The organism is Daejeonella sp. (assembly GCF_036405355.1).
Taxonomy (GTDB): domain Bacteria; phylum Bacteroidota; class Bacteroidia; order Sphingobacteriales; family Sphingobacteriaceae; genus Daejeonella.
In genome coordinates this window covers 14,776-38,569 of the sequence record NZ_DASWXT010000124.1, presented here as the reverse complement: position 1 = coordinate 38,569, position 23,794 = coordinate 14,776, and the positions used below count along the sequence as shown (strand labels likewise).

20 protein-coding genes are annotated in these 23,794 nt (G+C 40.1%); 13 read left to right on the top strand and 7 right to left on the bottom strand.

The features are described from left to right. Positions 1-6 precede the first annotated feature (6 nt). The 4 genes from VGE44_RS15595 to VGE44_RS15580 form a co-directional block, all read right to left on the bottom strand. Positions 7-561, bottom strand: coding sequence for a peroxidase-related enzyme (locus VGE44_RS15595; protein WP_331080837.1), 555 nt, complete (start codon positions 559-561; stop codon positions 7-9). Positions 562-842: 281 nt separating this feature from the next. Then, a complete protein-coding gene (locus VGE44_RS15590) occupies positions 843-1,391 on the bottom strand; it encodes a hypothetical protein (RefSeq protein WP_331080835.1) in 549 nt (182 codons plus the stop codon). Positions 1,392-1,528: 137 nt separating this feature from the next. Then, on the bottom strand, positions 1,529-2,254 hold the full coding sequence (gene recO, locus VGE44_RS15585; protein ID WP_331080833.1) for a DNA repair protein RecO: 726 nt from the start codon (positions 2,252-2,254) through the stop codon (positions 1,529-1,531). Continuing rightward, a complete protein-coding gene (locus VGE44_RS15580) occupies positions 2,244-2,600 on the bottom strand; it encodes a diacylglycerol kinase family protein (RefSeq protein ID WP_331080831.1) in 357 nt (118 codons plus the stop codon). The genes recO and VGE44_RS15580 overlap by 11 nt, the downstream gene beginning before the upstream one ends. A gap of 140 nt (positions 2,601-2,740) precedes the next feature. On the opposite strand from VGE44_RS15580, the gene VGE44_RS15575 reads away from it, so the two are divergent. Further along, positions 2,741-5,077, top strand: coding sequence for an efflux RND transporter permease subunit (locus VGE44_RS15575; RefSeq protein ID WP_331080829.1), 2,337 nt, complete (start codon positions 2,741-2,743; stop codon positions 5,075-5,077). 439 nt (positions 5,078-5,516) lie between these two features. On the opposite strand, the gene VGE44_RS15570 is transcribed toward VGE44_RS15575, so the two are convergent. Continuing rightward, on the bottom strand, positions 5,517-5,741 hold the full coding sequence (locus tag VGE44_RS15570; protein WP_331080827.1) for a signal peptidase: 225 nt from the start codon (positions 5,739-5,741) through the stop codon (positions 5,517-5,519). A 148-nt stretch (positions 5,742-5,889) separates the two neighbouring features. Here VGE44_RS15570 and ileS point away from each other — a divergent pair, with 148 nt between their 5' ends. The 5 genes from ileS (at position 5,890) to VGE44_RS15545 (ending at position 12,426) form a co-directional block, all read left to right on the top strand. Then, positions 5,890-9,297, top strand: a complete 3,408-nt coding sequence (gene ileS, locus VGE44_RS15565) for an isoleucine--tRNA ligase (protein WP_331080851.1) — start codon at positions 5,890-5,892, stop codon at positions 9,295-9,297. Between the two features lie 2 nt (positions 9,298-9,299). After that, positions 9,300-9,683 (top strand): TraR/DksA family transcriptional regulator, encoded by a 384-nt coding sequence (locus tag VGE44_RS15560; protein ID WP_305660884.1) that lies wholly within the window; start codon positions 9,300-9,302, stop codon positions 9,681-9,683. Further along, positions 9,684-10,334: a lipoprotein signal peptidase gene (locus VGE44_RS15555; protein WP_331080823.1), complete on the top strand. Its 651-nt coding sequence runs from the start codon at positions 9,684-9,686 to the stop codon at positions 10,332-10,334. It abuts the gene before it with no gap. Positions 10,335-10,492: 158 nt separating this feature from the next. Beyond that, positions 10,493-11,197 carry an SIMPL domain-containing protein gene (locus VGE44_RS15550; RefSeq protein ID WP_331080820.1) on the top strand — a complete coding sequence of 235 codons (705 nt, stop codon included), beginning with the start codon at positions 10,493-10,495 and terminating at the stop codon, positions 11,195-11,197. Between the two features lie 173 nt (positions 11,198-11,370). Continuing rightward, positions 11,371-12,426, top strand: a complete 1,056-nt coding sequence (locus tag VGE44_RS15545) for a hypothetical protein (RefSeq protein ID WP_331080818.1) — start codon at positions 11,371-11,373, stop codon at positions 12,424-12,426. A gap of 102 nt (positions 12,427-12,528) precedes the next feature. On the opposite strand, the gene VGE44_RS15540 is transcribed toward VGE44_RS15545, so the two are convergent. Beyond that, positions 12,529-15,972 (bottom strand): pyruvate carboxylase, encoded by a 3,444-nt coding sequence (locus VGE44_RS15540; RefSeq protein WP_331080816.1) that lies wholly within the window; start codon positions 15,970-15,972, stop codon positions 12,529-12,531. 138 nt (positions 15,973-16,110) lie between these two features. Here VGE44_RS15540 and VGE44_RS15535 point away from each other — a divergent pair, with 138 nt between their 5' ends. Continuing rightward, positions 16,111-16,572 (top strand): DUF4112 domain-containing protein, encoded by a 462-nt coding sequence (locus tag VGE44_RS15535; protein WP_331080814.1) that lies wholly within the window; start codon positions 16,111-16,113, stop codon positions 16,570-16,572. Between the two features lie 399 nt (positions 16,573-16,971). Here the strand turns inward: VGE44_RS15535 and serS are convergent, their stop codons facing one another. Then, a complete protein-coding gene (gene serS / locus VGE44_RS15530) occupies positions 16,972-18,243 on the bottom strand; it encodes a serine--tRNA ligase (RefSeq protein ID WP_331080812.1) in 1,272 nt (423 codons plus the stop codon). Positions 18,244-18,338: 95 nt separating this feature from the next. Between serS and rsmI the strand changes: the two genes are divergently transcribed. From rsmI to VGE44_RS15500, 6 genes are all read left to right on the top strand, one after another. Beyond that, complete coding sequence (rsmI, locus tag VGE44_RS15525) at positions 18,339-19,010, top strand: 16S rRNA (cytidine(1402)-2'-O)-methyltransferase (protein ID WP_331080810.1); 672 nt, start codon at positions 18,339-18,341, stop codon at positions 19,008-19,010. Between the two features lie 26 nt (positions 19,011-19,036). After that, on the top strand, positions 19,037-19,663 hold the full coding sequence (locus VGE44_RS15520) for a PH domain-containing protein (RefSeq protein ID WP_331080808.1): 627 nt from the start codon (positions 19,037-19,039) through the stop codon (positions 19,661-19,663). Next, positions 19,663-21,291, top strand: a complete 1,629-nt coding sequence (gene lnt, locus VGE44_RS15515; RefSeq protein ID WP_331080806.1) for an apolipoprotein N-acyltransferase — start codon at positions 19,663-19,665, stop codon at positions 21,289-21,291. Before VGE44_RS15520 ends, lnt begins: the two co-directional genes overlap by 1 nt. A gap of 324 nt (positions 21,292-21,615) precedes the next feature. Further along, the gene (locus VGE44_RS15510) at positions 21,616-22,581 is read left to right on the top strand and encodes a sugar phosphate isomerase/epimerase family protein (protein ID WP_305363456.1); all 966 of its coding nucleotides are present in this window, start codon (positions 21,616-21,618) and stop codon (positions 22,579-22,581) included. 143 nt (positions 22,582-22,724) lie between these two features. After that, the gene (locus VGE44_RS15505; RefSeq protein WP_331080803.1) at positions 22,725-23,249 is read left to right on the top strand and encodes a hypothetical protein; all 525 of its coding nucleotides are present in this window, start codon (positions 22,725-22,727) and stop codon (positions 23,247-23,249) included. 47 nt (positions 23,250-23,296) lie between these two features. Next, entirely contained in the window at positions 23,297-23,788 is a 492-nt protein-coding gene (locus VGE44_RS15500) for a hypothetical protein (RefSeq protein WP_331080801.1), read from the top strand. Positions 23,789-23,794: the final 6 nt, after the last annotated feature.

Below are 23,794 nucleotides of genomic sequence, written 5' to 3'. Positions count from 1 at the left end.
TTTGATTTAAGATTTTTTAATTAATTGAGGGGATCTGAGGTATCCCTGATTAACGATTTTGTTTCCCAACGTTTGGTAGAATGCAGGGTCATTAGGGGTAATGCTGGCTAAGCCATCCACATATTTGTTGTACAGGCAAAATAAAGCGGCGATCAAAACAGTATCATGAATTTCAAGATCTGTTGCCCCAAGGGATTTTGCTTTTTCAATAATGGACGGACTAACCCTTTTGCCGGAGATCTGAACATTCCTGGCAATTTCAAGTAGAACTTTCATCTTATCACTTACCGGTGCATTTTCGAGGTCATGCAGTACCATTTGAGTGGTATTACATTCTCCGAGTAAAATGTCGGCTGCGGCAGTATGTGCGGCAGTGCAAAATTTGCATTCGTTACCGGCAGATACTACAGTTGCAATAAGTTCACGCTCTGCCTGAGTTAATGTAGATTCACCTCTTAAAAGTATCTGGGTGAGATCCCTGATCGGATAGGCAGTATCCAATCGATATTCAAGCAAGCCCGTAATTCCGGGTAAATGCTCTTCTAAAGAAATATGTGGCATTTCGCTTCATAATAAATAATTAAAACAGCCTTGCCGTATCAGGTTAAATTGAGACATCTATTGCATAGATTATAATGATGAGCGGAGAAATAAGCATTATGCTTATCCCTTTAAATCATGCATTTAAAGCAATTGACAATCAATAAACATTGAAAAAAGAGCCCGAAAGCCTTCAGTCAAACAGGAAAACAGCAAGGAATTAATTATTCAGGAAACTATCTTAAAATAGCTCAGACCCAAGGAGCCCTGCTCATTGGATATAGCTGATAAACCTGATATTATTAGGAAATGAGGGATTCCGGAGGCGGGGCAAAGAGGTAATAATGCCCGTTTTGAATTGAATTTATTACAAAACTGTGCGGCGATTGATAATCCAGCACATATAAGTCTTTTAGTGTAATCTCAGAATTTTTGAAGTAGTAGTCAAGTTTAATTTGTTTGGCTCCTGATTTTTTGCTAGTGCTTGCGTCCAGATCGTTCACCTTATTAAAATACTCAGCCCGCTTCTTTTCAATCAATGTTTTTTCCTTGTTTTCAATACATATCAGGAAAAGTGTATCTCTTGCAATTTTGCGTTTTAAATATTTATAAATGGTTCCCTTTAAATTTACCTCACCCTCCATTGATTCAAAATCTTTGGAATCAGAAAGGTAGGGAACGTTGAATGGAAACTTAACCAGAATCATGTCTTTATCCAGATCATTACCATCCTTAATCTTTTCTGCCAGTCGCTCATCAGCTGATTGGGTTAGAAAAAAGAAAAAACCTTTGTAACCCGCTATGTTAAACAGGAACAACAGAAGGAAAAATATGGCAGTTAACTTTCTCAAATTCAGTACAATGTAATAACAAAAAAATCACATTTCAAAATTTTAGTTAAAAATGGATAACGGTTGTTGGTTGTTAGTTGTTTGTTGTTAGAAGAGATTATGCTTAATTAATACTTTTTTATCTCATATCTCATATCTCAACCCAGCACCTCCTCCAATACCTCATGCGATCTCACCTGTCCGAAGCCTTCAATATGCAAACTGTAATAATCAAGAATCTTCTCCAGTAATAGTTTTCTTTGAGCTGAAGAAATCTTCAGATCTTCCAGATTATCGAATTTAGCATTCAGAATTAAAGTCCAGAGGGCTGTTAGTGGTTGTTCAAGGATCAGGGCATGCGGAGGCTGCATTTTAGAATAACAACCATTCTTAAGATCAAAAAAATCTGCCTGGCCGGCTAAAGTAGTATCGGGGTAAAATCCAAGGAATCGGGTTAAACGAAGCAGGAAGTACAGATGAAAATTTGATACCCCTTTACTGATTCCATCCAGAATCTCGATTGCATGAAACAAAAATTCGAAGAGTACTTCATCCGCTTCATGCTGTCTGAGCGACTTGTAAAGCACCTCATTTAAAAACATGATGATTGAACTTTTTACAATATCATAGGGAATACTCAGAAAGACCGGCTGATGCCTTAACTCCGAAACGCGCTGAATATTTCCTGAGCTTTTATGATAAACCACCATATCCAAAAGATGCAATGGCTGCAGACTGTTCAGTTTGATCTTTGATTTAGGACGCTTGATTCCGTTGATCAGGTAGGATTGCAAACCGAACTTTTCAGTAAAAATCTGTACTACCACGCTGGTTTCAGCATAGTTCGTAGTTTTAAAAACAATCCCCCGGGTTTTATGAAGCATGAAAGATCTTTGGAAGTAGTATTAGAATTCCGATGGCAAGTGCCATCAAAGCTGCAATCAGTACCAGTGCAGCAGCAACATCTTTAACCAGGCCTGCCTTGATATTATATTCAGGGGAAACCAGATCAACAAGGGTCTCAATCGCGGTGTTCGCAAGTTCGGCAATTAAAACCATGGCCATGGCGGCAATGATCCAGAGCCATTCTGCTATACTTAGTTCCAGATAAAAGCAAAGTGCCACAAGAACAACAGCAACAAAGCAATGCACCCTGAAATTCAATTGGGTTTTAAATGTGTACATAATCCCATTGAAAGCAAAAACAAATCCCCCGAAAAACTTTTTCATTCTTTGTTAAAATGTAAAGATGATAGAATCAATTACATGCAAAATGCTGACAGATATCGAATTATCATATTAATAAAGTCCAAATTAAGAATTTTTGTAGTTTTACGGACTGATTTCGCCATTATACTAAACCGCGCAGCATGTGGAATAACTTTTCCAAAATTATACTTTCAAACCGGATTCTGATTCTTGTACTGTTTTTCGTTTTAACCTTGTTCATGGCATGGAAAGCTAGCTTTGTTAAACTTTCTTACACCGGCAGTAAAATTCTTCCGCAAACCGACTCCGCTTTTATCAGATATAATGATTTTAAAAGCAAGTTTGGAGAAGACGGAAATATGATGGTTCTGGGTATCAGCACTCCGAAATTAATGAGCAGGGAACTGTTCAATGACTGGAGTATTCTGGCAACAGAGCTGCAAAAACTGGAAGGAATCAAGCAGGTACTTAGTGTAGGCAATCTCTATGACCTCCAAAAGGACACTTTAAATCAGCGTTTCGTTTTAAAACAGATTAGCGGAGGGGCTATACTTCGCGATTCTGAGATGGACAGTATTAAAAATCGCATTTATGATCTTCCATTTTATGAGGGATTGATTTATAATAAAGAAAGTCATGCTACATTAATGGCGATCAATTTCGATCACAAGATCCTGAATACACCTAAGCGCGGACCCATTATCAAAACGATATTGGAAAAAGCGGATGCCCTTAGTAAAAAGCACGGTGTTGAAGTACATTATTCAGGCCTTCCATTCATCCGTACAGCGGTCAGCCAGCTCGTATCGAGAGAATTTGTACTTTTTCTCGGCCTTTCTATTCTTGTTTCTGCAATCATTCTGTTTATATTTTTCAGAAAACTGTATCCGGTTCTGTTCCCGATTATTCTGGTAATAGTTGGGGTGATCTGGAGTCTGGCAACACTGGTGATGTTTGGCTATGAGATCACGATGCTTACCGGTTTGATTCCTCCACTGATTGTAATTATTGGAATACCCAATAGTATATTGCTGTTGAATAAATACCATAATGAATTAAGAAAGCATGGCAATAAGGATAAGGCCTTGCATGTCACGATACTTCGGATCTCAGAAACTACCTTAATTGCCAATGTCACTGCAGCTATAGGATTTGGGGTTTTATTTTTCACTGGCAGTGCCTTGCTGGTTGAATTCGGTGTAGTAGCAGCCTTGAACGTAATGGCAACCTGGTTTATTTGCCTTTGCCTGATACCTATCATTTTCAGTTATCTTCCGGTTCCTAAACTCAAAGCACAGGAGGATCATGATAATGGCTTCCTGCACAAACTGCTCGTAAAGACCGATTTTCTGGTACATGAGCGCAGTCACCTGATCTATGTTGGTACAATTATCATCACACTGGTCTCCTTGATCGGTGTGATGCAGATCAATGTAAACGGTTATGTTGTTGATGATCTCCCTCAAAATTCTCCGATAAACCGTGATTTGAAGTTCTTTGAAAAGAATTTTGAAGGCATTCTGCCGCTGGAAGTGAGCATTGATACCCGGAAGAAGAATGGTGTATTGAATCTTTCGACCATCAAAAGGGTTGACAAAATGGAGGAAATGATCTCATCCTACCCTGAGTTCTCTCGTTCAGTTTCCTTAAATAAAGCCTTAAAATATGCTTCACAGGCATTTTATAATGGGGATCCACAGTTCTTCCGCATCCCGAATGATATGGAGAAAAACTTTGTCCTTTCTTACCTCGCAAATTCAGGCGGGAACAGTGATATGCTAAAAGGTTTTATCGACAGCAATAAGCAGGTAGCAAGAGTAAGTTTTCAGATGGCTGATGTTGGCTCAAAACGCATGAATGTTCTGATGGATGAATTAAAACCGCGTATCGACTCAATTCTGAATCCTGAGAAATTTGATGTCTTACTGACGGGTTCAAGCATTATCTTTTCGAAAGGAACAGATTATATGCTGGAACACCTGATGGAAAGTATCCTGCTGGCTATATTTCTGATCTCTATGCTCCGCTTGTTCCAGTTCAGAGACCTCCGGATCATGTTTATCTCGCTCTTACCCAATATTATTCCCCTGATCATTACAGCAGGCCTGATGGGTTTTTTCAATATTCCGCTTAAACCATCTACCATTCTGATATTTACAATTGCTTTCGGACTTGCATCAGATCAAACCATCTATTTCCTTACCAGATATCAGCAGGAATTACAGTCGACGGATTTTACAACCACTAAGGTTATTTCAGACACTATCCGTGAAACCGGTGTAAGTATGACCTATATAGCACTTGTTCTCTTTTTTGGATTCGGGATCTTTACTGCATCAACCTTTGGCGGTACGATGATTCTGGGATTGCTTTTGTCGATCACACTGATCATCGCCCTGATTTCCAACCTGACGCTCTTACCTGCTTTGCTGGTGCAGATTGATAAACGCAAAAGAAAGAAGATCGCGAAAGCTAGGGGAGAAACCTGGGATATTTAATATAGTTGACAGTTGATAATTGACAAGCGATAGCTATCGGGTTAACAAGTACTTGCTGTCCTTGGAAAGCTTGAAATAGAATTTCCTAAAGATTCAGGAGGTTCGAACTTTCGCTGGAATGACAGCCCATGGGGTGGAACAGGGAGATTACGGCCTTCACCGGAATCTGATTGGTATCAATTTCTATTTTTAATGCAGGGCCTTTTTCAGTAACTACGATCCTGACGAATTCAGGATCTCCCCAATACTAAAAAAAGGCATGTCATCCGATAGCTATCGAATCCAGCGAAAGCTGGAACCTCCCAATTTGTCGTCCGATTACTATCACTTTCACCGAAGGATGGAACTTAAATAATGACATTGGATGCCCGCATGCTGCGCGTTCAAGGAATTAAATAAAGAAGCACACGCATGCGCCAGCAAACAGACCTAAACGAACCTATTCCTCTGTTTCAGAACGTTCTTTCATCAAGGCACTACGATCCATTTTGCGGATCAAACTATAGATCACGAGCAAAAAACCTACACCAAATGCAACTGTTCCGATGATCATTGCCCAGCCATATTTGAATTCATCCCCTTGCATCAGGTAATATCCAAGGAAGTTAAATGCAATTCCGATTAGGATCAACCAAAGGCCGCGACGCATATATTTATTTCCCATAGAGCTAAATCAGATTAATACAAAGGTAAGCAAAATACTTATTTTGAATTCTGTCCTCCCGAATACGGATTAATGATTTCAAAAATCTGCATTTTAAGCCTTTAATTTCTTAACTTTGCATCCTTAAATTTTGGGAGTTAAAGCACTGATGTACAAAGAATATAAGCAACTTGATTTATCAAAAACCGGGAAAGAGATCTTAGATTACTGGAAACAAAACCAGGTATTCGATAAAAGTATTTCAAACCGTCCTGCTACTAAACCTTATATCTTTTATGAAGGTCCTCCATCTGCGAATGGGATGCCGGGAATACATCATGTAATGGCCCGTTCCATCAAGGATATTTTCTGTCGTTATAAAACCCTGAAAGGTTATCGTGTAGAGCGTAAAGGTGGCTGGGATACCCATGGTTTGCCGATCGAACTGGCTGTTGAGAAAAAGCTGGGAATTACCAAAGATGATATTGGCAAAACGATTAGTGTTGACGATTACAATGCTGCCTGCCGTAAAGAGGTGATGAAGTACACCGACGTTTGGAACGACCTGACCGAGAAAATGGGTTATTGGGTTGATCTTGAAAATCCGTACATCACTTATGAAAATGATTACATCGAAACGCTTTGGTGGATACTGAAGCAGTTTCATGAAAAAGGCCTTTTATACAAAGGTTATACTGTTCAGCCCTACTCCCCTGCTGCGGGTACCGGATTAAGTTCTCATGAACTGAATCAGCCCGGTACCTACAAAATGCTTAAGGACACTTCCATCGTTGCTCAGTTCCACCTGAAAAGGGATCAGGATCACCCGCTGATGGATAGATTGTTTGAAAATACAGAAGAGGACACCGTAATACTGGCCTGGACAACTACCCCATGGACCTTGCCATCGAATTGCGCTCTGGCTGTGGGAGCATCAATCAGCTATGTTAAGATCCGCACATTCAATCCATATACCTTCCAGCCGGTCAGTGTAATTCTGGCAAAGGATCTGGTTTCAAAATACTTCAAAGAAGAAAACAAAGCTTTATCCCTTGACGATTATAAGGCTGGCGACAAGATAATTCCATGGAATCAGGTCACTGATTTTAAGGGTTCTGACCTTGTCGGTTTGCGCTATCATCAATTAATGCCTTACGTAAGCAATGCTGATCTTGAGAAGAATGCTTTTCGTGTTATTCCTGCCGACTTTGTAACTACTGAAGATGGTACAGGTATTGTGCATACAGCTTCTGTCTTTGGGGCGGATGACTTCAGGGCAGCCCGTGAAAACAATGTGCCATCAGTAATGATCACTGATGAAAAAGGAAATGAGTTACCGCTGGTAGACAAACAGGGACGTTTTGTTGCTGAGGTAACTGATTTTGCCGGACGGTTTGTAAAAGAAGAATATTACAGTGATGAGGAACGTAAAGACCCTGATTTCAGGCCTACAGATGTACTCATTGCAATCAAATTAAAGGAAGACAATAAGGCTTTTGACGTTAAGAAATACGAGCACAGTTACCCGCATTGCTGGCGTACTGATAAACCTGTTCTGTACTATCCTTTGGATAGCTGGTTTATTAAAACCACAGCGGTAAAAGACCGCCTTGTTGAGCTGAACAAGACTATTAACTGGAAACCCGAATCAACGGGGACAGGCCGTTTCGGAAACTGGCTCGAAAACCTTGTGGACTGGAATCTATCACGTTCAAGATACTGGGGTACACCGCTGCCAATATGGAGAACAGTTGACGGAGCTGAAGAAAAATGCATCGGTTCTGTTGAGGAACTCAGATCAGAGATTAAAAAGGCCGTTACAGCCGGATTTATGGATGCATCATTTGAGATCAATGATATGCACCGTCCTTATGTGGATGATGTAATCCTTGTTTCCAAATCAGGCAAGAAAATGATTCGCGAGACTGACCTGATCGATGTCTGGTTTGATTCAGGAGCTATGCCTTATGCGCAATGGGGTCTACCTCCAACAGCTGAAGGTAAGAGTGGTAATATCAGTCCGGAAGCATTTTTAGAATACTGGAATAAACAGGCAGGGTCTGACGGCGAGCCCGGTTCAATCTACCCCGCTGATTTTATTGCAGAAGGAGTTGATCAAACCCGCGGATGGTTCTTTACCCTGCATGCCATCGGGGTGATGCTGCATGATAGCATTTCATTCAAAAATGTGGTATCAAATGGTCTTGTACTCGACAAGAACGGTAATAAGATGTCCAAACGTCTGGGAAATGCTGTTGATCCTTTTGAGACCATTGAAAAATATGGTGCAGATCCTACCAGATGGTATATGATCAGTAATGCATCCCCATGGGATAACCTGAAATTCAATATTGAAGGAATTGATGAGGTTCGCCGCAAGTTTTTCGGAACCCTGCACAATACCTACGCATTCTTCGCATTGTATGCCAATATCGACGGATTCAGCTATAAAGAGGAGGATATTAAAGAACGTCCTGAAATTGATCGCTGGATCATTTCCTTATTGAATTCCCTGAGTCTTGAGGTGGATAAATACTATGCAGATTTTGAACCAACACGTGCTACACGTGCTATCCAGAATTTTGTAGACGAACATCTGAGCAACTGGTACGTTCGTTTATGCCGCCGCCGTTTCTGGAAAGGTGAATATACTGAAGACAAGATTTCGGCATACCAGACACTTTATACCTGTTTGAGTACAATTGCAAAATTAATGTCTCCTGTTGCGCCATTCTTCAGCGATCGATTATTCATAGACCTGAACAAAGCTACAGGTAAAGAGAAAGTCATTTCAGTTCATCTGGCAGACTTCCCGGTTTATAATAAGGCGCTGGTAGACAAAGATCTGGAAGAACGCATGGCATTGGCACAGGATATCTCCTCACTGATTCTATCATTACGTAAAAAGGTAAGTATCAATGTAAGGCAGCCATTGAGTAAAGCGATGATCCCGGTATTGGATAAAAGCTTCAAAGCCAAGGTTGAAAAGGTAAAAGATCTTATCCTTTCTGAGACAAACCTTAAGAGTATCGAATACATTACCGACACCTCAGGAATCATCAGTAAAAAAATAAAACCAAATTTTAAAGCTTTAGGCCCGAAAGTTGGTAAGGATATGAAACTTGTGGCAGAAGCATTGAACACGATGTCGCAGCAGGATATCAGTCGCCTTGAAAATGAAGGCAGTATTGCTATTCCGGGAACTTCATATGTGGTAGATCTTGCAGATGCAGAAGTTCTTGCTGAAGATGTTCCGGGATGGCAGGTAGCAAACCTTGGAAACTTAACTGTTGCTTTGGATGTTACACTAACCGAAGAATTGAAACAGGAAGGAATTTCAAGAGAATTGGTAAACCGCATCCAGAATCTCAGAAAAGAGCTTGGTTTTGAGGTGACAGACAAGATCAGGGTACGGGTAAAAGAGCATCCGTATATTTCTGAAGCCCTGAAAAATAATTTAAGCTATATTTGCGCGGAAATTCTGGCCGACTCACTGGAGCTTGTGGCAGATCTTGACTCGGGTGAAACTGTAAGTATAGATGATAAGAATTTAATAATACAAATAAACAAAGGATAGAAATGGATAAGCACGAAAAAACTAGATATTCCGATACAGAATTACAGGAATTTAAAGATCTCATTATTGAGAAACTACGTAGCTCAAAAGAAGAATTAGCTGCCTTAACGCAATCGTTAAGCAATCCGAATATGAACGGGACTGATGATACTGCAGGAACCTATAAAACTCTTGAAGATGGTTCGGCAACCCTAGAAAAGGAATCGATCAATCAGTTAGCAGCACGACAGAGAAAGTTCATTGATAACCTTGAAAGCGCTTTAGTTCGTATTGAAAATAAAACCTATGGTGTTTGCAGAGAAACCGGCAAACTAATCCCGAAAGAACGTTTACGTGCTGTTCCGCACGCTACTTTAAGTATGGAAGCTAAACTGAAACAGGCGTAAATGAAAGCTTATACCAAGCCATTTTTTGCAATTTTTCTTATTCTTTTAGCTGACCAGGGACTAAAATTCTGGATTAAGCTTAATATGACCTTAGGACAGGAGTACAAAATATTCGGCAACTGGGCGATTATACATTTCACCGAAAATAATGGAATGGCTTTCGGTATAGAGTTTGGGGGTGAAGCAGGAAAACTTGCTTTATCCTTATTCCGTATTGTGGCCGTTTGCGGGATTGGTTATGGGCTGGTACATTTAATTAAAAAGAAGTATCATCGCGGACTGATAATGAATCTCGCACTCATATTTGCCGGAGCGCTGGGAAATATCATTGATTCAACCTTCTATGGTGTCATATTCAATGAAAGTTCATATTATGAACCCTCAGTGCTTTTCCCGGCTGAAGGAGGTTATTCAAGCCTGTTCCATGGTAAGGTGGTCGATATGTTTTATGTTCCGATCATTCAGGGCATCTATCCGCAATGGTTCCCCTTCTGGGCTGGTCAAGAATTTATCTTCTTCCGTCCGGTTTTCAATCTAGCCGATTCGGCTATTTCTATCGGTGTCATTATGATACTCATTTACCAGAAACGATATTTTAAAGAAGAGAAAGAAGAAGAGATCTTTCCCCATAGCGAAAGTATTGAAGAATAAAACCGAGGCCTGAAAAGGCCTTTTTTATTGTCTATAACGTATTTTTAGCTGAAAATCAATCCCAATTCTCAACTCTCAACTCTCAATTTTTAATTCTCCTTATGGATTTGGCACGAATTTTTCATCCTATATTTATAGATTTAATTAAACAAAGAAACATGAAAAACATATTAGCAATTGCTCTCTTAAGTGTATTCAGCTTAAGCGCCTTTTCCCAAAATATTGATACACGCAGAAAAATCGAAGTGAACGGATCAGCTGAAGCTGAAGTAACACCGGATATTATTTATATCGGAATGTCATTGAAAGAATATTTCAGGGATTCAAACAACAAGAAGAAAGTTGAGATCGAAGAACTTGAACGTCAGTTACAGTCGGCAGTTCTGAAAGCAGGCATTCCTCAGGAAAATTTTACGATCAACAATATTTCCAGCTATAATAACTGGTGGGAAAAGAAAAAAGCTCCAGATTTTTTGGCCCGCAAGCAATATAAGATCAAAGTCACTGATCTGACCAAATTCAATGAAATTATGAGTGCCGTAGATCCTAAAGGAATAGAGTACAGCAATATTGAGAGCTACGATTATTCTAAAATTGAAACCCTGAAAAAAGAGCTGAAAATAAAAGCACTTCAGGCCGCAAAAAACAAAGCAGATTATCTGATCACTTCGATTGGCGGAACTTTGGGTGGAGCAATGGAGATCCAGGAAATCAATAATGAATATTATCCTCAACCAATGTACCGTGCCAACGTAATGATGAAAGCTGATGCTATGGCTTCAACTGAAGCTGCAATGCCGGATATTGATTTCAAAAAGATCAAACTGAATTACCAGATGAGGGCGGTGTTTGAAATAAAATAATTTAATTGACAGTTGACAGTTGACAACGAAAATCGTAATCATTTTAAGTTTGTACTCTAAATTAAAGAGGAACTTATCCCGATACGCCCTTCGCGAAGAGGGATGACAAAGATTTGGTAATGAACTATTAATTTGACAATTTAGCAATACATCTCTGACAACTATCAACTAAAATGCATGTACAAAAGGAGCCCAGAGGTATTGTCCCCTCAAAGAAAAAAACACTATACCCGATCAGGACTGGGCTTCGTGATTATCTGATTAAATACGACCGTGAGGTAAAGCTACCTGTTCAATACACAGATCTGCTTCGCTTCAATCTGAAGACACCTCTTCGGGATAAGGAAGGGCGCGATACACTCTGGTACACAGTATATTATGATGAAAGTGAGATGAAGGAGTTATTCCCGAATCTCACTTATATCTATGCCCTGATGAATACAGATGGTGATACCGCAGTGATGGAACACCTTTCGGTAGCACGTATCGATTATTGCACCTTTGCCAATACAAGGCCTTTCAGGGTTCGGATAATCAACCGCCTGAATGATAACTATGATCATTTCTACATCAAGGTTGGGGATGCATCGCGTGTCTACGGACTTGAACTGGAGCATGTGCTATCCCCTAACAGGATAATTTATATGACAGATGGGAATACACTCATAGAGGAGCATATTCCCGGTCTGCCTGGTGATGAGTTTATTAAGCGAAGCCTCCACACATCAAAATTTAATCAGATCCGTATTTGCAAGGAGTTCGTTAAATTTAATGAACGCTGTTTTGTGAGGTTGCTGGGAGATATGCGTTCTTATAATTTCGTTGTCGACATTACCCCGGATATTGAAGGCAATCAATACCGATTCAGGGCAATCGACTTTGATCAGCAATCCTATGAAGGGAGATTAAAAATGTACCTTCCGCATTATTTCAAAGAAAATCTGGCACTTGTTCAGCTTGGGATGCAGCATATGGATCTTACTACCATGCGGCAGTATCAGGAAGAAGAAAGAAGTCTGATTGCGAATCGCTTCCGTTCCGGATACTACCGTCTGCAGGATCTGTTCGAAGTTATGAATACTGATTCCATAGCACCTGAAGAAAAAGTCATACAGCTAGGCAAAGAGCTTGCATCCTATCATAAAAACCCGGCCTTCAAAAGCTGTGATACGATGGGGAAACTGGTCTTTGAAAGTCTGCACCAGATTGTTGGAAAGAGAATGGGATAGTGAGTTGTCTGTTATCTGTTGCCAGTTGTCAGGGATATCCTACTAAATGTCAAATTAATAGTCATTCTCAACCCGATAGCTATCGGGTCTCACATCTCACATCTACATTCCTTGAATCTCAAGCACCAAATCATCCGTATTAACCAATGTACCGGGCGTTAAAATAATATCCCCAACAATACCATCATTATTTGCGGCAATATTGGTTTCCATTTTCATGGCTTCGACCATAAACAAAGGCTGATTTTTCTTTACTTCATCACCCTTCTTAACAAAAACTTTGGAAAGCATGCCCTGTAAAGGTGAGGCAACATGACATTCATTATCTTTTTCAGCCTTTCTGTTCTCCTGACGGATCACTTTAATCGATCTGTCCTGAACTTCAATATTCCTTGTCTGTCCATTTAGCTTAAAGAAAGCTGTACGCATTCCTTTATCATCGGCAGGGCCAATAGACTGAAGTCTGACAAGCAGGGTTTTACCCGGCGCTATTTGTACCGTTGTTTCTTCGCCCGGCTTCATCCCGTAAAGGAAATACTTAGTCGGAACCACGTCCACATCACCGTATTTCCTGAACATGACCAGGTAATCTTCAGTTACTTTAGGATAGAATTTATAAGACAGGTAGGTAGTGTAGGGAAGGTCATCACCGAATTTCTTCTTAAAATCCTTAAAATCCTGTTCAAGATCCAACGGAGGGATATGTTTACCTGCACGGTCAGTTAGAGGCACCTTGCCTTTCAGAATGATCCGCTGGAGCTCCTGAGGGAACCCTCCTTCCGGCTGACCGAGTTCTCCCATAAAATAAGAAACAACAGATTCAGGGAAAGAGATCTGATCTCCTTTGGTGAATATATCTTCCTTACTGATATTGTTCGCAACCATGTATTGAGCAAGATCACCAACCACTTTTGAACTTGGGGTAACTTTGACGATATCTCCAAACATCTCATTCACATCGGCATAACGCTCTTTGATCTCTTCAAACTTATCACCCAGACCTAAAGCAATTGCCTGAGGTTTCAGATTTGAATACTGTCCACCCGGTATTTCATGCTGATAAACCTCAGCAGAGCTGGATTTCATGCCGGATTCATAGGGGTGATAATAGTCGCGAACACTTTCCCAATAATTACTGAACTGATTCAAAGACTTAATATTATAAGGGTTCTCCCGCTCATGAAAACGCATCATTTCAACTATGGAATTGAAATTGGGCTGAGAAGTCATGCCAGACAATGCACCTAAAGCACAATCTACAACATCTACACCTGCATCAATAGCCTGCATATAAGTTGCCGACTGCAATGAGGAAGTATCATGAGTATGCAGGTGAATTGGAATTTTCACCGTATCCTTCAATGCCTCGATTAATATTTTGGCTGCGTATGGTTTAAGTAAACCCGACATATCTTTAACACCCAGAATATGCGATCCTGCATTTTCAAGATCTTTGGCCAGGCGCAAATAATAGTCAAGGTTATATTTTGTACGTTTTGGATCAAGAATATCTCCGGTATAGCATAATGCACCTTCGGCAATACCACCGGTCTTGCGCACCATATCGATACATGGAGCAATATTTTCCATCCAGTTCAGGGAATCGAAAATCCGGAATACATCCACTCCATTCTCCCAGCTTTTCTGAACAAATGATTCAACAAGGTTATCCGGATAGGCTGAATATCCAACACCATTACAGCCCCTGATCAGCATCTGAATCAGGATATTTGGCATTGCAGCCCTCAGCTTCTGTAATCTGATCCATGGATCTTCATGAAGGAATCTCAGGCATACATCAAAAGTAGCACCGCCCCAGGCTTCCATACTGAAGGTCTGCGGATGATCTTTTGCGTAAGCTTCGGCAACCTTCAGCATATCATAGGTACGCATACGGGTAGCCAGCAATGACTGATGACCATCACGGAAAGTTGTATCAGTATAATAGATCTTCTTTTCGTTCTTCAGCCAGGTACAAAATCCTTCAGCACCCAATTCAGTGAGCATATCTTTTGTACCCTTTGGATAAGGAGCCATATGGTCAAACTCAGGAATGAGTGGTTTTTCAAGGCGTACCTTCGGATCAAAGTTTTTTACATCGGGGTTGCCGTTCAATGAAATATCACCAAGGAAGGACAGGACACGTGTTCCACGGTCAAGTCCGGTGGTAATGGCAAACAATTCAGGATATTCCTGTATAAAATTAACGGTAGCCTTGCCTTCAACAAAAACAGGATGATTGATCAGATTCTCGAGGAACTGAATATTATTTTTAACACCTCTGATCCTGAACTCACGCAGTGCACGGTTCATTTTACGGGCCGCATCAACTAAAGTCGCACCCTGGGTGCTTACTTTAACCAGCATAGAATCAAAAAAGGGACTGATCTTCATACCAGGATAGGTACTTCCCTCATCCAACCGCACCCCAAAACCGGTTGCGTTACGGTAGGTGATCAGTGTTCCATAATCAGGTTTAAATCCGTTAGATGGATCCTCAGTGGTGATACGGCATTGCATTGCAAAACCATTTTTCATGACATGAGCCTGATCCGGAAGTCCGATCTCCGGACTTGAAAGTTTATAACCATCGGCAATATAAATCTGAGTTTTGATCAGATCTATCCCGGTAATCATTTCTGTAACAGTATGTTCTACCTGTATCCTTGGATTAACCTCAATGAAATAGATGCGCTCATCCGAATCAACAAGAAACTCAACCGTTCCAACATTATTATAGTTAACAGCTTTCGCGATGCTTACAGCATAATGATATAATTTCTCACGGGTCTCATCCTTTAAGTTCAGGGAAGGGGCTACCTCTACAACCTTTTGGAAACGCCTTTGAACGGAACAATCGCGCTCATACAGGTGCATCACATTCTGATGGTTATCAGCAACAATCTGAACTTCGATATGACGTGGGCGCTCTATAAATTTCTCAAGGAAAACAGTATCGTCACCAAAGGCATTTTTAGCTTCACTTTTAGCTTCAGGAAAGGCTTTCTTAAGCTCTTCTTCAGTTCTAACAACCCTCATTCCGCGTCCACCACCACCTGAGGCTGCCTTTAAAATCATAGGGAAGCCGATACGTCCAGCTTCTGAAAGTGCAATATCCAGGCTGGTCAGGTCTGGTTCATTGCTCTCTATGATAGGGATCCGGGCATTTTTAGCGACAGTTTTTGCAGTAATCTTATCCCCTAATGCAATCATTACATCAGGTCTTGGCCCGATAAAAATAATTCCATTTTCAGCGCACTGACGGGCAAACTCAGGATTCTCTGATAAAAAGCCATATCCGGGGTGGATAGCATCGGCTTTACAGTATTTAGCCATCTCAATAATGGCCTGAATATCAAGGTATGGTTTTAAGGGATCGTTATCTTCTCCAATCTGATAGGCCTCATCGGCTTTGTAACGATGAAGAGAGTAACGATCTTCGTAAGTATAAATAGCCGCAGTCTGTATATTTAATTCATTGCAGGCACGACTAATCCTGATTGCTATCTCTCCCCTGTTTGCTATCAGTATTTTCTTGATATTCATAAATAACCTAATTTGTCCCTAAGGTAAAAAATTAAAAACCTGATACCAAATAAGATTTTGGTTCAAAAACTTATTTTTTTGATTAAAATGGCACTAATTTGGATAGGCATCTGGATAAAATAAACTAAACAATTTTATATGCAGAAAAAACTGAGTTCCAAATTGAGCTGGGCAGAACGTGTTTCTTACCTTATGGATGAAAAATTTCGAATCCCCGGAACAAATTTCAGATTTGGCATCGACCCTCTTTTAAATTTAATTCCGGTATTGGGGGATATTTCGGGTTTTGCAGTTTCAATTGTGCTGGTCCTTACGATGGCAAGACATGGCCTGAGCCGGAAAGTCCTTATTCTGATGTTTCTGAATGTCATTCTGGACTCAACCATTGGTGCGATCCCAATTATTGGGCAGGTATTTGACTTTGCCTATAAGTCAAACTCAAGAAATATCCGTCTCCTGAAAGAATACTATGAAGAAGGAAAACATCAGGGCAGTGGCAAGGGCACGCTACTCTGGATCGTAATCTTCCTTATCATCTTTATTCTGATTTTTGTCTGGGTAATGTGGAAAATCCTGGAACTGATAATTGGCCTTTTTTAATTAACATGAGGAGATATAAAATCTTGCTGAGCTAAGTTTTAATTGACTCACTTTCTCCTGTTTTAGCAAGCAGGATCTGTGCCTCTTTATTTAATTCATGGAACGCAAGGCACGCGCGCAGCAGCAGCTCGGGGCCACCCGTCCCTATGAAAAACAGCCCCGGGTAAAATAAACCTTGCCGGAGGAGGTAGCTTCCGGCTATTCGTAATTTTAAATACAACGCGATTTCTTGCCGGAACTACTCCGGAGGAAAGGGCTGGACCAACCTATAACATACAGGTATTGATTTCCAAAATTAACTCTGGTGTCTCCAGACACTTATTTTACCAATTATATCCGTGTTAATTAAACTTCCTTATATCGAACTCAGGTTAAATTAACATATTCTATTAAAAAATTCTAGCTGATATATTCAAAACCTGTATAAGGCACAAGCGCTGCCGGAATTTTGATACCCTTTTCATCCTGATTATTTTCCAGAAGAGAAGCCACAATACGCGGCAGTGCCAGTGCACTTCCATTTAAAGTATGAGCCAGCTGGGGCTTTCCATCGCCGCTCTTATAACGCAGTTTTAGACGATTACTCTGATACGTTTCAAAATTGGAAACTGAAGAAACTTCTAGCCAGCGTGCCTGGGCAGCACACCAAACTTCCATGTCATATGTTTTTGCAGAGGTAAAGCCCATATCTCCACCACATAAACTAAGTACACGGTAAGGCAATTCAAGTTTTTTCAATAATGACTGAACATAATTACTCATATCTTCCAAAACATCGTAAGAGTGATCAGGATGCACAACCTGTACAATCTCAACTTTATCGAACTGATGAAGGCGGTTTAACCCGCGAACATGAGCACCATAAGATCCTGCCTCGCGACGGAAGCATGGGGTATAAGCACAATTTTTTATCGGTAATTCTTCTTCTTTCAGAATCACGTCACGGTACAGATTTGTGACCGGAACCTCGGCTGTAGGAATCAGATAAAGATTATCGCCTGTGATGTGATACATCTGACCTTCCTTATCAGGAAGTTGACCAGTACCGAAACCTGAGGCCTCATTCACAACAATTGGGGGCTGCATCTCACGGTAACCTGCTGAATCTGCATTATCAAGAAAGAAATTGATCAGTGCTCGCTGTAGTTTAGCACCCTTACCTTTATAAACCGGGAAACCGGCACCGGCAATTTTGTTGCCCAGTTCAAAATCTATGATGTCATATTTTGCGGCGAGTTCCCAATGAGGCAAAGCGCCCTGCATGAGCTGGGGTATCGCTCCATGTTCTGATGCAACCTGATTATCATCGGCTCCAAAGCCTTTGGGTACCGATTGATGGGGTAAATTAGGCAACAGCACCAGCTCAGCCTGCAGAAGGATCTCAATGGCAGAAAGTTTATCTCCAAGGGTACGGATTTGCTCCTTGAATGTTGTAGTCTGTGTTTTTATTGCTTCAGCCTCATCTTTTAAGCCCTGACGCATAAGTTCACCAACCTTTTTTGCAGCGGCATTAGCCTCGGCAGCAATAGAATCCAAAAGAGTTTGAGTCTGACGGCGGTCATCATCAAGCTTTATGATCTGATCAACCAGTTCAGGATTTTTAAAATTCCTGACAGATAAACGATTTAAAACTTCCTCCCTATTTTCGCGGATATAACTAACTTGCAGCATCTTTAATAATTTTAGACAAAGATATAAACAGTTTGGAGTTTGGGCTTTGATTTTGGAGTTTTTCCTGAATGAATCCCTGAATAAGAATAGAAATAATGAGCGGCAAACTTTATCTTGTACCTACACCGATCGGCAATCTGGAAGACATGAGTTTCAGGGCAGTTCGCATTCTAAAGGAAGTAGATCTGATCCTGGCAGAAGATACCCGCACCAGTGCACCTTTGCTGAAGCATTTTGGGATAGACAAGAAATTATTTTCGCACCATCAGCATAATGAGCATAAGTCGGTAACAGAGGTGATTCGCTTCCTTAAAGAGGGAAAACAAATCGCTTTAATTTCTGATGCAGGTACACCGGCAATCTCCGATCCGGGATTTCTACTTGTTCGTGAAGCCATCCGTAATGATCTGCCAATAGAATGCCTGCCGGGTGCTACTGCTTTTGTTCCTGCCCTGGTTAATTCGGGTCTGGCTGCCGATCGCTTTACTTTTGAAGGATTCCTTCCGGTTAAGAAAGGCAGGCAAACGCGAATGAAGGAACTGGTGAATGAAAACCGTACGATGATATTTTATGAATCGCCGCACCGGCTTTTGAAAACATTGGAAGAGTTCGCACAATATTTTGGGCCGGATCGTCAGGCGTCTGTTTCAAGAGAATTAACCAAGATGTTTGAAGAGACAGTGAGAGGAACTCTTGAGGAAATTAAAATACATTTTGAAACTCATACTTTAAAAGGTGAGATCGTTATTTGTGTAGCGGGCAAATAAAATTTATAATTATTAAAAACTAGATTATGTTAATTGAACAATATTTAACAGATGATCAGGATCCAAGAACTGCCGAAAAAGTTTTGGGCAAACTACGGGATATGCTTACTTCGGGAGAGGCCGTTATCTATCTGGCTATACAAAAAAAGCCTGCCGTAACCCTGATTCCAGATTGTATCGCAGTAACCAATAAACGTATTGTATTTTGCATACCTGAAAATCTGGGGCTTACTACGGCTTATAAAACTTTCCCATGGGCTGAAATTAAAGAGGTTTCTTTCAAAGAAGAGTTCTTTGGATCAAAGTTTATTGCCATCCCTCAGAGAGGTGAAAACATCGCCATTGATTTCATTCCAAAAGTTCAGGCACGTAAACTCTATCAGTTCTGCAATGAGCAGTTGGAAAAAGTTAAGACCATGCCAGGATTTGATGAGAAAAATAGCGTGCTGCAGAATGAGAATCTTGGGGATGACTATGCATCATACATAGAAATTGAAGATCAGAATACTCCATCAATTGCAGAGATACAAATAACAGAACCAGAAGATGAACTAACCCAAAAGCTGCAGAAACTAAAAACGCTGTACGAAAAACAACTCATCAGTCAGGAAGAATATGAAAATAAAAAAGCTGAAATCCTAGCCAGACTTTGATGAAAAGAAATTATCAGCTTGCGCTTTTAAGCGCCTTCTTACTTTGGTTCGCCTGGCCACCTATTCCATTCAGCTCCCCAATTCTTCTGATAGCACTTGTTCCTATTTTACTGGCGACAGAAAACATAATTGGGGCGCAAGCAAAGAAAAAAGGAAAATTGATTTTTCGGACAGCCTTTCTTTGTTTTTTTGCATGGAACACCGCCAGTATTTACTGGGTTTTTAATTCCCTGGATTCGGCAATGCCTACCTGGGTGGCCGCCCTGATTTCACTGATCCCCTTTTGTTTGGGAGCAGTTTTAATGACTCTTGCATTCTGGCTCTACTATAGACTAAGGTTAATCACTTCAAAATTATGGGCTTATACCGGGCTCATCTGTTTCTGGATTGGCTATGAATACCTGCATCAAAGCTGGGACCTCGCATTCCCATGGATGAATCTCGGAAATGGTTTCGCGGCTACCCATCAGTTGGTACAATGGTATGAGTATACTGGTGTATACGGTGGCACATTATGGGTCCTCCTCTCAAATATTTTATTTTTTGAGATCTGGCTGGTCATTAAAGCAGGTACTTTAAAATTGAATAGAACCCGCTTGGTTTTACCAACCGTAATAATGGTCACATTACCGGTATTAATTTCACTATCCATTTATTTCAGCAATACTGAAAAATCAAATCCTGCCAATATTGTTGTCGTACAACCTAACATCGATCCCTATAAAAAATTCGGAACCATGCCTCCTTCCGAACAAATTAATCGTTTGATCCATCTTTCGGATTCACTGGGGCAAAGCAATACCGAATATTTCATCTGGCCGGAGACTGCAATATCACAGGGCACGGAAGAGAAAACATTCAGGGAGGATGAAAGTTTTAAAACAATTCAGAATTTTTTGAATAAGTACAAAAATGCAAATCTGATCTCAGGGATTGAGAGCTTTGCCATTTATGATTCAGCTAAAACAGTGACTGCGCGATACAATAAAAACAGTGGAATTTATTTTGATGTGTTCAATGCTGCGGTATCTATAGAAAATTCAGGAACCCTTCAATTCTATCATAAATCCAAGCTGGTTCCGGGTGTCGAACAAACCCCCTTTTCGAATGCATTATCATTTTTAAAACCGGCCTTTGCTGCATTTGGAGGAGCTACGGGGAGCTATGGAAAGCAGGATGAACCCTCGGTATTTTATTCCCAAAGTGGAATAGGTTCTGCTCCTGTAATTTGTTATGAATCGATCTGGGGTGAATACGTAGCCGACTACATAAAAAAAGACGCACAATTCATTGCAATCATCACCAATGATGGCTGGTGGGGAAATACTTCAGGCAAAGATCAGCACCTGCACTATGCCAAACTCAGGGCAATTGAAACCAGAAGATGGGTGGCAAGATCTGCAAATACAGGAATTTCAGCATTTATTAACCAACGCGGTGATATAGTTCAGCGAACCAAGTGGTGGGTTCAGGGAGCTATTAAACAGGATATTAATCTGAATGAAGATCTAAGCTTCTATGTCAGGTTTGGGGATTATATAGCCAGAATCGGATCAATAGGAAGCGGAATATTTGTCTTTATTTTAGTAGTTTCTTTACTGAAAAAAGAAAGATCTAAGGTTCTTTAAAAAGAAAGATCCGTCCTTTTCAGAACGGATCTCACTAAACTAAAACTAAACTAAAAACCAGATCTTATTCAGGTTCGCGCTTTATATAAGGATCACAGAACCTTTATAATTCATTAATTCACTATACAAAGGAACGCATTTTGAAGGGCAAAACATTCAATTTGCAGCTTTGTTACAAGCATCTGACGGTTCTATGATAAATGATTAATTCAGGCATTTAAAACACGATTTCGACTATTGACCATAAAATATTATACCCCTTAAATTTTCACTATAATTTTATTTATTGTAAATTCAAAATTCACCAATTAAAGAAAAGGACACATGTCTAACAACCGCCGTAAATTTATACAACAGGTCACGGGCCTTGCAGGAATTGCAATTTTGCCCTCTGCATTTTATTCATGTTCAGGGAAAATGAACCCGCGTAATCATTCAAACGCGGCAGATATAAAAAACTCATTTTTCGAGATCTCTCTTGCTCAGTGGTCTTTGCACAGAACACTTCGCAGCAAAAAAATAGACAATCTGGATTTTCCGGTGATAACCAAAAAAGAATTTGGTATCAGTGCTGTGGAATATGTTAATACCTTTTTCAAAGATAAAGCGAAGGACACCGCATACCTGAACGAATTACTGAAGCGCTGCTCTGATAATGGTGTAAAGAATCATCTGATCATGTGTGATGGAGAAGGCAATTTAGGAGAACTTGATACCACAAAACGCACACAGGCTGTAGATAATCATAAAAAGTGGGTAGAAGCTGCCAAATATCTGGGCTGCAGCTCAATCCGGGTGAATGCTTATGGGGTAGGGAGCGCAGAGGATGTACAGAAGGCAGCTATAGAGGGTCTCGGACTATTAGGTGAGTATGCTGTAAAAGAGAATATCAATGTCATCGTTGAAAACCATGGAGGATATAGCTCTAATGGTTACTGGCTTTCGACCGTAATGAAGAATGTTGGCATGAAAAATGTAGGTACCCTACCAGACTTTAATAACTTTTGCCTTACTCGTGATAGTAAGAATAAATGCATTGAAGAATATGATAAATATAAGGGCACTTATGAAATGATGGCTTATGCCAAAGCAGTAAGTGCAAAATCTATGGACTTTGATGCACAAGGTAATTGCATCGAAACCGATTATAATAGGATGCTTAAAATTGTTAAGGATTCAGGATTTAAAGGCTATGTGGGGATTGAATACGAAGGGGAGCAATTGGGAGAATATGAAGGTATCCTTAAAACCAAAGCCCTGCTTGAACGTGTACGTGCAACGATGATATAGGCATTTTTAATAATGGGAATAGAGAATGGGAAATATTAAATTTTCCATTCTCAAACTTCAGTCTGAATTCTTAATTACCAGGTTTTATTTTTTTAAAGCTTTTATCAGATTGATTATTAACCCATTATTAACCAAAAATGACTATGAAAACTACTATTAAATTAATGAGCGCAGTATCCTTGCTGGCTCTCGCATCCTGCAACAATGGAGGCAAAGTTGAACCCGGAACTTATGTAGATCTCAATACTGGCGATTCCATTATGGTCATTGCCGATCCGGAAACTGGCTATGCCATCAATAGTGAAACCAAAAAACCGGTTTATCTCTACGTCAATAACAACAAGGACACCATCTTCACTACCGGTATCGTTGTAAACGATAAACTCATTGCTTCGGAATCAGGCTACTATGATGTGGATGAAACCAAGGTTAAAGTTGATGATGAAGAAATAAAGATCAAATATGACGATTACAAGAAAAAGGTTGATGGTGATGACTATAAAATTAAAGATGGTGATTACAAGATCAAAGTTGAAGGCGATGGTGATATAAAGATCAAAGATGGTGACTACAAAAAGAAAATTGATGAAGACGGCGATGTAAAGATCAAAGACGGCGATTCAAAAACAAAAATTGAAGACGGAGTTGTCACAAAACAAAAAAATTAAGTTCCTCACTTTAAAACTTTCTCAGCATTAAGCTTAAAAAAAATAAAATGAAAAATATTAAATCAATTCTATTTGCTGTTATAATAAGTTCAGCATTTATAGGCTGTAACAGCGATAAGAAGAATGACATGGCTGGTGATACCACAATGTCTAATGAGTCTGAGTATACTGAGGCTGAAGCCAGAGTCGTACCAGGTAATTATACAAATCTGAGTACCGGAAAGACTGTTTATATCATTGTGGATCCGCAAACAGGCTGGGCTATAGATAGTATCGAAAGAGTTCCTGTAGAATTCTATACCAATAATGCAGGTGATACTTTATTTCAAACGGGTTTGGTTGTGAATCATGCGCTTATGCAAGCAGATGGCAAATGGATGCTTGATGAAACAAAAGTTAAGCGTGATGGTGATAAGATCAAAATCAAATACGAAGATGGTACTAAGATCAAAATTGACGGTGAGGAAATGAAGTTGAAAGATGAGGATGGCAAGATTAAAATAGATGGCGATAGTATAAAAGTGAAACCTAATAATTAATACAGG